The organism is Cellulomonas sp. P5_E12 (assembly GCF_054049315.1).
This window is the reverse complement of record NZ_JBFUMP010000025.1, coordinates 1-13901: the sequence shown is the minus strand read 5'-3', so window position 1 is coordinate 13901 and position 13901 is coordinate 1. Positions and strand designations below refer to the sequence as shown.

At 73.4% G+C, this 13901-nt stretch carries 11 protein-coding genes; 4 read left to right on the top strand and 7 right to left on the bottom strand.

Annotated elements, in window-relative coordinates:
* Window positions 1-33 precede the first annotated feature (33 nt).
* From ACXJKA_RS17155 to ACXJKA_RS17145, 3 genes are read left to right on the top strand one after another with little or no spacing between them, the layout of a single operon-like run.
* On the top strand, window positions 34-1017 hold the full coding sequence (locus ACXJKA_RS17155) for a quinone oxidoreductase family protein (RefSeq protein ID WP_456826421.1): 984 nt from the start codon (window positions 34-36) through the stop codon (window positions 1015-1017).
* Complete coding sequence (locus ACXJKA_RS17150) at window positions 1014-1760, top strand: DsbA family oxidoreductase (RefSeq protein WP_456826420.1); 747 nt, start codon at window positions 1014-1016, stop codon at window positions 1758-1760. The genes ACXJKA_RS17155 and ACXJKA_RS17150 overlap by 4 nt, the downstream gene beginning before the upstream one ends.
* Window positions 1748-2245: a GNAT family N-acetyltransferase gene (locus tag ACXJKA_RS17145; protein ID WP_456826419.1), complete on the top strand. Its 498-nt coding sequence runs from the start codon at window positions 1748-1750 to the stop codon at window positions 2243-2245. The genes ACXJKA_RS17150 and ACXJKA_RS17145 overlap by 13 nt, the downstream gene beginning before the upstream one ends.
* A gap of 88 nt (window positions 2246-2333) precedes the next feature.
* Here ACXJKA_RS17145 and ACXJKA_RS17140 read toward each other — a convergent pair whose 3' ends face one another.
* From ACXJKA_RS17140 to rpmI, 7 genes are all read right to left on the bottom strand, one after another.
* Window positions 2334-7247, bottom strand: a complete 4914-nt coding sequence (locus tag ACXJKA_RS17140) for an ExeM/NucH family extracellular endonuclease (protein WP_456826442.1) — start codon at window positions 7245-7247, stop codon at window positions 2334-2336.
* A 207-nt stretch (window positions 7248-7454) separates the two neighbouring features.
* Window positions 7455-10016 (bottom strand): phenylalanine--tRNA ligase subunit beta, encoded by a 2562-nt coding sequence (pheT, locus tag ACXJKA_RS17135; RefSeq protein WP_456826418.1) that lies wholly within the window; start codon window positions 10014-10016, stop codon window positions 7455-7457.
* Window positions 10016-11059 carry a phenylalanine--tRNA ligase subunit alpha gene (pheS, locus tag ACXJKA_RS17130; RefSeq protein ID WP_456826417.1) on the bottom strand — a complete coding sequence of 348 codons (1044 nt, stop codon included), beginning with the start codon at window positions 11057-11059 and terminating at the stop codon, window positions 10016-10018. The genes pheT and pheS overlap by 1 nt, the downstream gene beginning before the upstream one ends.
* A gap of 239 nt (window positions 11060-11298) precedes the next feature.
* Window positions 11299-11940, bottom strand: a complete 642-nt coding sequence (gene thpR / locus ACXJKA_RS17125) for an RNA 2',3'-cyclic phosphodiesterase (RefSeq protein ID WP_456826416.1) — start codon at window positions 11938-11940, stop codon at window positions 11299-11301.
* Window positions 11937-12761, bottom strand: a complete 825-nt coding sequence (locus tag ACXJKA_RS17120; RefSeq protein WP_456826415.1) for a TrmH family RNA methyltransferase — start codon at window positions 12759-12761, stop codon at window positions 11937-11939. Before ACXJKA_RS17120 ends, thpR begins: the two co-directional genes overlap by 4 nt.
* 133 nt (window positions 12762-12894) lie before the next feature.
* Window positions 12895-13278: a 50S ribosomal protein L20 gene (gene rplT / locus ACXJKA_RS17115; RefSeq protein WP_055921876.1), complete on the bottom strand. Its 384-nt coding sequence runs from the start codon at window positions 13276-13278 to the stop codon at window positions 12895-12897.
* A gap of 63 nt (window positions 13279-13341) precedes the next feature.
* Window positions 13342-13536 (bottom strand): 50S ribosomal protein L35, encoded by a 195-nt coding sequence (rpmI, locus tag ACXJKA_RS17110; protein ID WP_370505309.1) that lies wholly within the window; start codon window positions 13534-13536, stop codon window positions 13342-13344.
* 87 nt (window positions 13537-13623) lie between these two features.
* On the opposite strand from rpmI, the gene ACXJKA_RS17105 reads away from it, so the two are divergent.
* The coding region (locus tag ACXJKA_RS17105) for a hypothetical protein (protein ID WP_456826414.1) at window positions 13624-13901 on the top strand (278 nt) is incomplete at its 3' end.

The following is a 13901-nucleotide window of genomic DNA, read 5'->3' as shown; positions in this document are numbered from 1 at the left end:
AATGCGGATCGGACGCCGCCGCGTTGCGCCACCGTGCGCGCGATCCAGGCCACCGCCCCGGGCGGTCCCGACGTCCTCCAGCTGGTCGACCTCCCCGACCCCGAGCCGGCCGCCGACGAGATCCTCGTCCGCGTCGCCGCCGCCGGCGTCAACTTCATCGACACCTACCGCCGCTCCGGCGCGTACAAGATCCCGTTCCCGCACCTCGTGGGCTCGGAGGGCGCCGGCGTGGTCGTGGCGACGGGTACCGAGGTCAGCGAGATCGCCGTCGGCGACCGGGTCGCGTGGTCGGCCTCGCCGGGCTCGTACGCCGAGCTGCTGACCGTTCGCGAGTCGCAGGCGCTGCTCGTGCCCGAGGGCGTCTCCGACCACGTCGCCGCCGCGCTCCCGCTGCAGGGCATGACCGCCCACTACCTGGTCACCTCGACGTTCCCCGTGCAGCAGGGGCACGACGTGCTCGTGCACGCCGCGGCCGGCGGCGTGGGTCTGCTGCTCACCCAGCTCGCCTCCCGCCGCGGCGCCCGCGTCATCGCCACCGTCGGCAGCGTCGAGAAGGAGCGGCTCGCGCGCGAGGCCGGGGCCGCCGACGTCATCCGGTATCGCGAGCTGGACGACCTGACCCGCGACCTGCCCGCCGAGGTCCGCGCCCTGACCGCCCGCCGCGGGGTGCACGCCGTCTTCGACTCCGTCGGCAAGGACACGTTCGACGCCTCGCTGGCGTCGCTGCACCGCCGCGGCACGCTCGTCCTGTTTGGCGCCTCCTCCGGCGCCGTCCCGCCGCTCGACCCGCAGCGGCTCAACGCCGCGGGGTCCGTCTTCCTCACCCGACCCAAGCTCGACGACCACACGGCCACCCGCGAGGAGCTGACCTGGCGCTCCCGGGAGCTGTTCGACGCGGTCCGCGCGGGCGAGCTCGACGTGCGCGTCGGCGCCACCTACCCCCTGGCCGACGCGGCCGAGGCCCACCGCGCGCTCGAGTCGCGCTCCACGACCGGAAAGGTCCTGCTGCTCCCGTGACGATCCCTGTCCTGTCCCCCGTCCGCACGCTGAACGTGGAGGTCTGGTCCGACATCGCCTGCCCGTGGTGCTACATCGGGAAGCGCCGCTTCACGACTGCCCTGGCCGACTTCCCGCACCGCGACCACGTCGAGGTGACCTGGCGCTCGTACGAGCTGTCGCCGAGCACGCCGGTCGGGCCCGGGCGGCCCGAGATGGACGCGCTGGCCGAGCACAAGGGCATCCCGATCGACCGGGTGAAGCAGATGTTCGCCCAGGTCACCGCGGTGGCCGCGGGCGAGGACCTGGCCTACGACTTCGACCGGGCGCTCGCCGTCAACACCTTCGCGGCGCACCGCCTGGTGCACCTCGCGCGGGAGACCGGCGGCGCCGAGCTGGCCGAGCGCACGCTCGAGGCGCTGTTCTCGGCGCACTTCGAGCACGGCGCGGACCTKGGCGACGACGAGACCCTCGTGCGGCTCGTCACCGGCGCCGGGCTCGACGCCGATGCCGTGCGGACCGCCCTGGACGGCGGCGCGCACGCGGACGCCGTGCGCGCCGACGAGGACGAGGCGCGCGCGCTCGGCGTGACCGGTGTGCCGTTCTTCGTCGTCGACCGTCGCGTCGCCGTCTCCGGCGCGCAGCCCGCCGAGGTCTTCACGCAGCTGCTCGAGGCCGGTTGGCGCGAGGCGAACCCGCTCCAGACGCTCGCCACCGCGGACCCCGACGCGGCGGCCTGCGTCGACGCCTCGTGCGCGATCTGACCCTGCGACGGGTCGCCGCGTCGGACCTGCCCGCGCTGGCCGAGCTCAACGACGCCGCCGTGCCCGCGGTCAACGCCCTCGGCCTGGAGGGGCTCACCGCCCACGTCCCGGTCTGCGACCTCGCGCTCGTCGCCGAGATCGACGGCGTGGCCGCCGGCTTCGTCCTCGCCCTGGCGCCGGGCGCCGAGTACGCGAGCGAGAACTACCGCTGGTTCTCGACGCATGTGCCGGGCTCGCTGTACGTCGACCGGATCGTGGTCGCGCCCGACGCGCACGGGCGCGGCATCGGTCGCTCGCTGTACGCGGCGGTCGAGGACCGGGCGCGCGAGCTCGGCCTGGGCGTCGTGACCTGCGAGGTCAACCTCGAGCCGCCGAACCCGCAGTCGCTCGCGTTCCACGAGCGGCTCGGCTTCCAGCGCGTCGGCGAGCAGGCGACCAAGGGCGGCTCCGTCGTCGTCGCGCTGCTGTCCCGCGAGGTCGGCTGAGCCGGCGCTTGGCAATACGTGCCCACGACTACGTCTAGAGACACGAAGGCCCGCGCCCGGTGCCGGGCGCGGGCCGTCGTGCGTGCGATCAGCGGGTGCTGACCGGCGCGCTCGTGCTCGGCGACACGTTGGCCGTGTCGGCAGGGACGAACGTCGCCGTGTAGGTGTGCTTACCCGACGGGACCGTGCCGACGGCGATGCCCAGCACCACGTTCAGGCGCTTGACGACCGTGCTCCCCTCGCGGATCTCGATCGTGCCGGACGGGACCCGACCGATGTCGGACGAGACCGTCGCGAAGGCGATCGACGGGATGAACAGGACGCCGCGCGTCACGGACAACCCGGTCGTCGTCGTCACCTTGTTCACCACGACGGTCACCGGCGCCGACTCCGAGCCGGTCACGGTGTCGTCGCCGGCGAACCGCGCGACCACGTCGTAGATACCCGCGGGTGTCGTCGACGGGAGCCGCAGCGTCGCGGTGCCGCCCTGCAGCGGCGCCGAGCCGAGCACGGTGTCACCCGCGACGAACTCCACGGACCCGGTCACGGCGACGTCGGCCGAGACCGCCGCGGTGAGCGTGACCCGCTGCGACGACCCGAACACCTGGCTCGGCGACGAGGCGGTGAGCGTGGTGGTCGACGACGGGATGTCCGCCTCGACGGTGAGCGGGAGCGTCACAGTGGTGCCGCTCGGGCTCGCCACGAGCGTGAGGGTGTGCGCCCCCGCGTCCGTGGCCGCCGGGATGGTCACCGAGACGTTCGCGTTGCCGCCGCTCACGGCTGCGGTCCCGATGGACGTGCCGTCGAGCCGGACGTCCAGGCTGGTGTTCAACGGCGAGCCGAGGCTCGTCAGGTCCAGCTTGGTCACCGGGAACGCCAGCGTGTCGCCGGCCGTGACCGTCGACGGCACCGTCGGCACGCCGACCGCCTGGCGGGCGAAGTCCGGGGTCAGGCCCGGGTGCGCCTGCAGGTAGGCGATCCAGCCGTCCCGGTCGACGAGGCCCGAGTCGCGGGCGTCCGTGCCCTGGGCCACGACGCGGAAGTTGTCGCCACCCGTCGTCAGGAACGAGAAGGTGCCGACCCGGTAGCTCGCCGCCGGGTCGATCGGCTTGCCGTTCACCGTGATGGACGTGATGTGCGATCCCGCGGCTGCTGCGGCGTCGTACGTGTACGTCACGTTGTCCGACAACCCCAGCTGGAGGTACGGCCGCGTCGGGATGGTGCCGTCCGCGTTCGTCTGCCACTGCTGCTCGAGCATCACCTTGAACTGGGCGCCCGTGAGCGACGTCGTCCAGAGGTTGTTGACGAACGGCAGCACGCTGTTGGCCTCAGCCGTCGTGACGACGCCGTCCGGGGCGTAGTAGAGCTCGGCCCGCAACCCACCCGGGTTGACGACGCCGATCTCGGCGCCGCCCAGGTTCGCCGGGGCGAGGGTGTCCCGCAGCGCGTTGGCGACGAGGTCGCCGAGGCTCGACTCGCTGGCCCGGTCGTCACGCGCGGTCGTCGGGGCCGTGTAGCCCGTCGGACCGTAGGTCCCCCCGGTGAAGGCGGTGGTGATGTCGGCCTTGACCGAGCCCACCGGGACCGACCCGACCGTGCTGGCGTACGCGAGCGCTGCCGTGACGATCTTGTCCACCTGCGCGACGCGCGGGTACGCGGCGACCAGCTGCGCGGCGAACGCCGCCTCGGAGGTGCCGGTCGGCGGGGCCAGGCGCGGCACGTTCTTCTGCGTGTGCGCCGTGACCTCGCCGGTGCTCGGGTCGAACGTCAGCACGACCTCGCCGATGTACTCGCCGTAGCTGCCCGTCTGCAGGACCGGGCGGGTCTTCCCGGGCTCGCCCGGGACCGGTCCGGCCCACGCGTACTGCTGGTGCGTGTGACCGGTGAAGATCGCGTCCACGCTGGCCGCCGTCTGGTCGACGATCTTGGCGAACGCTCCGCCCTGGGCCACCTCGTCCTCGAGGGTGCCCGTGGGCAGACCCTCGCTGGCGCCCTCGTGATAGCTGGCCACGAGGACGTCGGCCTCGCCGTTGGCCTCGTTGCCGTCGCTGAGCTGCGCGGCCACGCGGTTGACGGCGTCGACCGGATCACCGATGTCGATCTGCGTGATGCCGCCGGGGCTGACCAGCGACGGGGTCTCCCCCGTCACCGCGCCGATGACGCCGACCTTGACGCCGTCCATGTCGAGGATCGAGTACTCCGGCAGCGCCGGCGTCGTGGTGCCCTTGAGGTAGACGTTCGCTCCGAGGTAGTCCCACTTCGCGTTCTTCATGACGCGGTCCGTGAGGTCCGTGAACCCCTTGTCGAACTCGTGGTTGCCCACCGCCGACGCGTTGAGCTCGAGCGCGTTGAGCACGTCGATCGTCGGCTGGTCCTGCTGGACGGCCGAGGCGAACAGCGACGCGCTGATGTTGTCGCCCGCGGAGACGAACGCCACCGGGCCGCCGGCCGCGACGGCCGCCGCCTTCTCCTTCTCCACTGTGCCCGCGAACTTCACCGTGTTGGCGTCGATGCGCCCGTGGAAGTCGTTGATGTCGAGCAGCGTGAGGTTGACGGGCTTGGCCGCACCGTTCACCAGGCCGACGACGACCGGGTCGTGGTCGGAGGACCGGTACGCGTCCGGCGCGTAGTAGAGCGTGCCGTGGTAGTTGTACCGGTCGTACTCGAGCGCGATGGACTCCTCGGCGTTGATCTCCCAGATGTCCGCGCCCGTGGCCCGCTTCAGGGCGGGGCCGTTGAGCAGCACGTGGTCGAGCGAGCCCGTCAGGCCACTGAACGAGTACGAGTACTGGCCGTCGGCGAGCGCCGTCGCGGCGTCGGTGTAGCCGGCGTCGTACAGCGTCTGCAGCGGGTCCTCGAGCGTGTACGAGTTGAAGTCGCCGACCAGCGCGACCGACGTCGCGGCGCCCTGCACCGTCGGGATCCAGTCGCGCAGCGCCTCGGCCTGACGGACGCGCGACTCGTTCGAGGCGCCCTGCCCGTCACCGGTGTCGGCGTCGCCCGGCCACGGACCCGCCGAGCCCTTGGACTTGAAGTGGTTGACGGCGACGAAGAACGGCTCGCCCCCGCCGACCGGCGTGAAGACCTGGCCGATCGGCTCGCGCGCGTTACCGAACGCCTCGTTGTCATCGCTCTGGTCACCCAGGGCACGCGACTCCCCCGTCCGCTCGACCGCGGCGGGCTTGTAGATCAGCGCGTTGGTGATGACGTCCATCTCGGCGGCCGGGGGCAGGTCCGTCGACGACGGGACGAACGCCCACACGTCCGAGCCTGCTGCCTTGTTCAAGGCGGCGACCAGCGTGCCGAGCGCCTCGTCGGCCACCCCGTCGACGGTCGCCGAGTTCTCGATCTCGAGGAGGCCGACGACGTCGGCGTCGAGCGCGTTGATCGCGGCAACGATCTTGTCCTGCTGCCGCTGGAGGTCCGCCGGGTCCCACGCGCCGCGCGGCGCGCAGCCCGTGTTGACGGTGACGGGGTCGCCGGTGCGGTCGTTGTACGACGTGCAGCCGGCGGTCGTCGCGCCCAGGGTCGTGAAGTAGTTGAGCACGTTGAACGAGGCGATCTTCAGGTCACCGCCGACCGCCGCCGGGGCCTTCGTCCGGTCGTTCTCGAACGTGACGGCCGCCGGCCCCGGCTGCGTCGGGTTGAGCTTCCAGACGTTGTTCCGGTAGTCGACGACGACCGGGGCGGTGATCGTCGCGGCCGCGCCCACGCGGACCGGGTTGGTCAGCGAGACGTACGGCGGCGTGAGGCCTGAGTTGGCCGCCGACAGGAAGTTGGTGGACGACCCGTCGTCGAGCACGACGCCGCGGGCTGCGTTGTCCGCGACGGCGGCGGCCGCCTCGGCCGAGCCCGGACGGCCGACCTCGGTGGGCTGGATCAGCGGGAGCGTCCCCGCCGCGAGGCCCACCTCGCCGTACTGGTTCGTGGAGTACGTGTTGGAGATCGTCAGGTCGCCGGTGGGCTGGAACAGCATCGACTCGAGCGCCTCGCGCGCGGCGTCGGTGGTCGGCCACGTGCCCGAGACCGGCGTCACCGCGGCGGCGGGGTCAAGCTTCACGAGGCCTGTCGCCGCGGCGACCGTCACCTCCGTGAGCCCGTTGAACTCGGAGACGGCGCCGGTCACCTGGACGTGGTCACCGATCGCGACCGAGCCGGCCGTCGCGGACGAGAAGACGAAGACCGCGTCGGACGCGCCCGGCGTCGCGTCGCTGGCGCCGCCCGAGCCCGGAGTCTGGATGACGTAGCCGCTCAGGCCGCCCGTCGGGTAGGCCGCGGTGACGACGCCGTCCGTGGTCACGGTCGTCCCGGCGAGCGGCGAGGTGGCGCCCGGGCCCTGGATCTCGGCGATCGTCGCCGCCGTCGGGGTGGCCGGCGGGATGCTGCCGACGACGCCCGGTGTAGGGGCGGCCGCGGCGAAGTCGGCCGCGTTGTCCGCCGTGTTGGTCAGCGTGGCGTTGCGTGTCACCGCCTGGGTGTTGGAGGCACCGAGCGCCGGCCCGCTGCCCGCGTACCCGGTGGCGGCCGAGCCGTATCCGACGAGGTCGACGACGGGAGCCAGTGCCGCGCACTCGACGCCCCCGCACGCCAGGGCCGTCGTCGAGGACACGAGCGCGACCTTGCCCGCCGTCCCGCTCATCGGGATCGTGCCCGTCGCGCTGCCGGTCACCGGCGTCGTCCCGGCCGCACCCGCGGCCTCCACGACGACGTAGGCGGCGCCGGGGGCGATCACGCCGGTCAACGGCGTCGTCTGCCAGATCACGCCCGCCGAGGACGCGTACTGGACCGACCAGCCCGTGACGTCCACCGGCTCGGGGCTCGCGTTCACCAGCTCGATGAAGTCGTTGGTGAAGGTGGCGCCGTTGTTGCCGCCGCCTCCGTACACCTCGTTGATCAGGACCCGTGGCGTCGTGCCGACCGAGGCCTGGGCAGAGCCGGCCACGATCACACCGCCCGTCAACGCGAGAGCGAGGGCTGCGACGCCCCCGCTGAACGACTTCATGGCACGGCGCACGTGGAGGTCTCCTTCGTCGGGACACGTCAGTGGCCGCTCGTAGCGGCCTCGGACCACCTTCCGGGATCGTCCGATTTGCCGCAACTACTCGCAGGTAACTATTGCGTGAACTCGTCCCATGACAGCGGTCGTGGGGCCTCCGACGCGCCGAGGCCTCCGCGACCATGGGGTCGCGGAGGCCTCGGTCTGCTCGGGTCAGGCGCGCAGCGTCGCCCCGAACCTGCGGTTCGCCTCAGCGACGACCGCCTCACGGACGGCGGCGGTCTCCTGCGCGGTGAGCGTCCGGTCGTCGGCACGGAGGCGCAGCGAGAACGCGAGCGACTTGTGGTCGTCGCCCACCTGTGAGCCGGTGTACACGTCGAAYAGCCGGACCTCCTCGACCACGTCGCCGGCCGGGCTCGCCGCCGCGCCGACCCGCACGGCGTGCAGAACGTCGGCCGCGGGCACGCTCGAGTCGACCACCAGGGCGACGTCCTCCTTGGCGACGGGGAACGTCGACACCGGAACGGCCTGCAACGGCTCGGGGGACGCCGCGGCCAGCAGCACGTCGAGGTCGAGCTCGAACGCCGACGCGCGGGTGGGGAGCCCGACGGCCGTCACCACGTTCGGGTGCAGCTCGCCCGCGTGGCCGACGAGCGTGCCGTCGACCGTGCTCAGGCGCGCGCACCGCCCGGKGTGCCACGGTGCGTGCTCGGCATCAGCCGCGGCGACCAGCTCGACGCCGACCACGTCGGCCACGAGCCGGGCGAACGCGATGGCGTCGGTGTGGTCGGCGCGCCGCCCCGCCCCCCACCAGCCCGCGGGCTCGCGCAGGCCGGCGAGCACGCCCGCGACCCGGCGAGGCTGCGGTGGCACGGCCGCGTCGAGGGCGGCGAGGTCCTCATCGGACGGCCGGACGCCGCCGGGCAGCTGCGGAGCCGCCGGCGCGTCGACGACCGGCCGCGTGACCAGGCCGAGCTCGAAGACCGCCACGTCGCCGGCACCACGGGCGACGTTGCGACGCGCCGTGTCCAGCAGCGTGACCAGCAGGTTCGTCCGCATGAACGGCTGCTCGTCGGAGATCGGGTTGACCAGGCGGACGGCCCGGCGCCGGTCGTCGTCCGCCGGCAGGCCGAGCGCGTCCAGCTGGGCGGCGCCGACGAACGGGTAGCTGAGCACCTCCACCAGACCCGACTCCGCCAGGGCGCGCGCGACCGAGCGACGGGTCCGCTGCCCCGCCGTCAGGCCGGCGCCGGCCGGCGCCGCGGGCACGATCGACGGGATTGCGTCGTACCCGCGCAGCCGGGCAACCTCCTCCACGAGGTCGACGCCGACGACGAGGTCGGGCCGCCACGACGGCGGCTGCACACGGACGGCGCCCGGCCCGGCGTCCTCGACGATGCACCCGATCGACACGAGCGTCTCGCGCACCTCGTCGGCCGTGTACTCGACGCCGACGAGCCGCGCGGGCAGGGCGAGGTCGAGCTCGAACGCCGGCACGGGCACGCGCTCGTCGACATCCGTGAGGTGCGGGTCCGCGACGCCGCCGCCCAGCTCCACGAGGAGCGCCACCGCGCGCGCGACGGCGACCGGCGGCAGCGCGGGGTCCGCGCCGCGCTCGAACCGCTTGGCCGCCTCGCTCGGCAGCTTGTGGCGGCGGGCGGTGCGCGCGACCGTCGTGGGGTCGAAGTGGGCCGCCTCGATCAGCAGATCGGTGGTCCCCGCGCCGACCTCGCTGTCCCCGCCGCCCATGACGGCCGCGAGCCCGATGGGTCGGGACCCCCGCGCGCCGTCGGGGCTGTCGGTGATGAGCAGGTCCTCGGGGTCCAGGACACGGTCGACGTCGTCGAGGGTCCGGATCCGCTCGCCCGGGATGGCGCGCCGCACGACGATCGGCTCGGCCAGGTGGGCCAGGTCGTAGGCGTGCAGCGGCTGGCCCAGGTCGAGCATCACGTAGTTGGTCACGTCGACCGCGAGCCCGATCGGCCGCATGCCGACCTGCTGCAGGCGGCGCTGCATCCAGGCGGGCGACGGGTCGTTCGCCCGCACACCGCGCACGACCTGCGCGACGAACCGGTCGGCTCCGGGGACGCCGTTCAGCGGAGCGGCGTCGTCGATCTCGACCGCGAAGCCGCCGCCCACGGGGGGCAGGTCCGTCGTCGGCAGGCCGTGGTCGGTGAAGGCGGCGCCCGTCGACAGGCTGTACTCGCGGGCCACGCCGCGCATCGAGAAGCAGTACCCGCGGTCGGGCGTCACGTTGATCTCGAGCACCTCGTCGCCGAGGCCCAGGAGCTCACGCGCGTCGGTGCCGATCTCGGGGTCGAGCCCGAGGGTGGCCAGCACGATGATCCCGGCGTGGTCCTCGCCCAGCCCCAGCTCGCGGGCCGAGCAGATCATGCCGTCCGACACGTGCCCGTACGTCTTGCGCGACGCGATCGGGAACGGCCCGGGCAGCACCGCCCCGGGCAGCGCGACGACGACCTTGTCGCCCACGACGAAGTTGTGCGCGCCGCACACGATGCCCCGGGGGTCGCCGCCGGCCTCGTTGTGCTCCGGTCCCACGTCGACCCGGCACCAGTTGATGGTCTTGCCGTTCTTCTGCGGCTCCGGCGTGACCTCGACGACGCGACCGACAACCAGCGGACCGGACACGGCAGCCGGGTGGATCGCCTCCTCCTCGAGCCCGACGCGGACCAGGTCCGCCGCGAGCTGCTCGGCCGTCAGCCCCGCAGGGAGCTCGACGTGCTCGGCGAGCCACGTCAGGGGGATGCGCGGCATCAGATCTCCGTCCCGAACTGCGTGGAGAAGCGGACGTCGCCCTCCACCATGTCGTGCATGTCAGCGATGCCGTGGCGCAGCATCAGGGTGCGCTCGATGCCCATGCCGAACGCGAAGCCCGAGTAGACGTCGGGGTCGACCCCGCACGCACGCAGCACGTTCGGGTTGACCATCCCGCAGCCGCCCCACTCGATCCAGCCGGCCCCGCCCTTCTTCTGCGGGAACCAGAGGTCCATCTCCGCGCTGGGCTCGGTGAACGGGAAGAACGACGGCCGCAGGCGCGTGCGAGCCTCGGGCCCGAAGATCGCCTGCGCGAAATGGTCGAGCGTCCCCTTGAGGTGCGCCATCGTCAGGCCCTTGTCGACCGCCAGGCCCTCGACCTGGTGGAAGACGGGCGTGTGCGTGGCGTCCAGCTCGTCGGTGCGGAACACCTTGCCCGGGCACGCGATGTAGACCGGCAGGTCGCGCTCGAGCAGCGTGCGCGCCTGCACAGGTGACGTGTGGGTGCGCAGCACCAGGCCGGGCCGATCGACGAAGAACGTGTCCTGCATCTGCCGGGCGGGGTGGTCGACGCCGAAGTTCAGCGCGTCGAAGTTGAACCACTCCGCCTCGACCTCGGGGCCCTCGGCGATCTCCCAGCCCATCGACACGAAGATGTCGGCGATGCGCTCGGACAGCGTCTCCAGCGGGTGCCGCGCGCCGCGCGGACGCCGGTCGCTCGGCAGCGTGACGTCGACGGACTCCTCGACGAGCACGCGCAGATCGCGCTCGGCCTCGAGCTCGGCCTGCCGCTCGGCGAGCGCGGCCGCGAGGCGACCTTTGGCCTGGCCCAGCAGCTTGCCGGCCACGGCCTTGTCGGCGGGGGCGAGGCCACCGATGGCACGGTTGGCGAGCGCGACCGGGCTGCGCTCCCCCACGTGCTCGAGCCGGGCGGACTTCAGAGCGTCGAGGTCATCGGCGGCCGCGAGGGCCTTCAACGCGTCCTCGACGGCGGACTCGATGCCGGGGCCATCGAGCGGGGACAGGGCGGTGTCGTCGGACATCCTGACCTTCCAGTGCGTTCTTGGGCGGCCGGCACACGGCGCGGCCGAGGCCCGCGCGCGAGGGCGCGCCGACCAGCGGACAAGTCTAGGGGCGCCCGATCCGGGACTGTGCGGCCTGTCCAGCGGCGGACGGCCTGCTCAGGTGCGCGTCAGCGCGGCCCGGGAACGGGCCCGGGAAATCGGCGACCACCGGCCGCCTGCGCACGCGATGTCATGGGCTCATCCTGCCACGGTCACGGCTACCGGCCGAGCGCAAAGGTCTCCACCGTCTCGTACAGCGGGCCGCCACCGCGACCGGCGCCCGGGCGCGACGACACCAGCAGCAGGTGGTCGACCTGCCACCGCGGGCCGTCGTACACGGCGAGTGCGCGCACCAGGCCGGCGGCGACTCCCTCGTCGTCGGGACCGTGGCCGTCCGGTCGCTGGCCCGGGCGGTCGGAGCGCGACGACCGACGGCGCGGTGGACCGCTACCGGGACGCACTCGCCCGACGGTGAGGTGCGGGCGGTCCCGGGCGCGGTTGTCGGGGGCGGCGCCCGCGCTCTGTCCCGCCTCGACGCACCCGACGCTCAGCGCGCGCTGTCCGGCGAGGTCCCCGGCGACGCCGACCCAGAGGGTCCGGTGCGAGAACACACCCGCACCGTGCAGGGCGAGCTCATACGGCTCCGTCCGCGCGGCCACCTCGGCCAGGTCGGCGGACAGGCCCGGCACCGCGCCGTCGGGCAGGTCCCCGTAGAACGCGACCGTGAGGTGCCAGGTCTCGCGGGCAGACCAGCGCACGGCCGACGGCAGCCCGGACGGGGCGCCGCGCACGGAGGCGAGAGCGAGGTCGAGGTGATCGAGCACGTGCTCGGGCGGCAAGACGGCGGCGAACAGCCTCACCGCTGCGCCCGCGAGCTCGCGTAGAGGCAGACGGTCGCCGCGGTCGCCAGGTTGAGCGACTCGGCACGACCGCGGATGGGCACCCGCACCACGGCGTCCGCCAGCGCGCGGTCCTCGTCGCGCAGGCCCCACGCCTCGTTGCCGAACACCCACGCCGTGGGTCGCGTCAGGTCGGGCACCCCGTCGGGCGCGTCCCCGGCGACGTCGAGCAGGTCGTCCAGGTCGTGCGTGCCGGCCCCGTCGGCGGCAAGGATCGTGAGGCCGGCGGCGCGGAGCGCGTCGAGCGCGGGCGCGAGGTCCGCCCCCGTCACCACCGGCAGGTGGAACAGCGACCCCGCCGTCGACCGGACCACCTTGGGGTTGTGCACGTCGACGCTCTGCGCGGTGAGCACGGCGGCATCGGCACCGACGGCGTCGGCAGCGCGGATCACGGTGCCGGCGTTCCCGGGGTCGCGCACGTGCGCGAGGACCGCCACGAGCCGCGGCGCGTCGGCGAGCACGGAGCCCAGGGTGTGCGAGGTCAGCGCGGCCACAGCGACGACCTGCTGGGCGTCGGGGCTCATCGCGTCGACGACCTCGGCGGTCGCAACGTGCACCCGGATGTGGCGATCGCGCGCTGCGCCGACGATCTCCGGGTAGCGCTGCGCGGCCGCCTCGGTGACGTACACGTCGTGCACGTCGGCCGCCAGCACGGCCTCGCGAACGGACTGCGGACCCTCGACGACGAACCGCCCGGCCCGCTGACGGACGGACCGCCCGGCCAGCGCCCGCACGGCCTTGACGCGCTCGGCGCGGGGGTTGGTCAGGATCTCGTCAGCCACGGGGACATCATGCCTGGGTGCGACGAAGCCCCCGCGAGTCGAAGGGACTCCGGGGGCTCCGGGTGCACCGAGCCGCCGCCCGGCCCCGCGGCGGCGGGGCGATCGGGCGGTCGGGCTCAGCGGCTGACGAGGGTCACGCAGCCTTCGGCGCGTTGACGTCCTCGGGCAGGGCAGCCTTCGCGGCGGCCACGAGCGTGTTGAACGTCGCGGCGTCGTTGACGGCGAGGTCGGCCAGCACGCGGCGGTCCACCTCGATGCCCGCGAGCTTCAGGCCCTGGATCAGGCGGTTGTAGGTCAGACCCTGCTCGCGGGATGCCGCGTTGATGCGCTGGATCCACAGCTTGCGGAAGTCCTGCTTGCGCACCTTGCGGTCCCGGTACGCGTAGACGAGGGAGTGGGTGACCTGCTCCTTCGCCTTCCGGTACAGGCGCGAACGCTGGCCGCGGTAACCCGCAGCGCGCTCAAGGGTCGTACGGCGCTTCTTCTGGGCGTTGACCGCCCGCTTCACGCGTGCCACGTGATGCTCCTTGCTTGTCTCAGGCTCGGGCCGAGTGACCGGGGCGCCAGGGCGCCCCCGGGATCACTTACCGAGCAGCTTCTTGATCTTCGGGGCGTCTGCGGCGGAGACGACGACGTCGCCGGCGATGCGGCGCGTGCGACGGCTCGACTTGTGCTCGAGCAGGTGGCGACCGCCGGCCTGCTCGCGCATGACCTTGCCGGTCCCGGTGACCCGGAAGCGCTTCTTGGCACCGGAGTGCGTCTTGTTCTTCGGCATGGCTGCCGTGTCTCCTTGTCGTTCACATCGCACGGGTTCGTACGACTCGTCTGGTGCGGTCCGACCGGTGGGCCGGGCCGTCCGTTCGTGCTGGTTCAGCTGGCCTCTTCCGAGGCCGTCGTGCTGGTCTGTGCCTTCGCCGGGCCCGGACGCGGCGCGGGCCGCGGCGTTCCTGCCGGCTTCGGCGTGGCCGGCTTCGGCGCGGCTGCGGCCGGGGCTGCAGCTGCGGGCGTCGCGGGCTTGGGCGTGGTCGCGGGACGCGGGGCCGAGGCCGGACGCGGCGTCGTCGCACGGGGTGCGGCGGCGGACGTCGGTCGCGGCGCGGCCGGACGCGAGGCAGCCGGGCGAGGCGCAGCGGCCGGACG

Excerpts from the sequence above, each read along its gene's own strand:
- ACXJKA_RS17140 (WP_456826442.1), bottom strand. The coding sequence starts at position 7,247 with ATGAAGTCGTTCAGCGGGGGCGTCGCAGCCCTCGCTCTCGCGTTGACG.
- pheS (WP_456826417.1), bottom strand. The coding sequence starts at position 11,059 with ATGTCCGACGACACCGCCCTGTCCCCGCTCGATGGCCCCGGCATCGAG.
- rpmI (WP_370505309.1), bottom strand. The coding sequence starts at position 13,536 with ATGCCGAAGAACAAGACGCACTCCGGTGCCAAGAAGCGCTTCCGGGTC.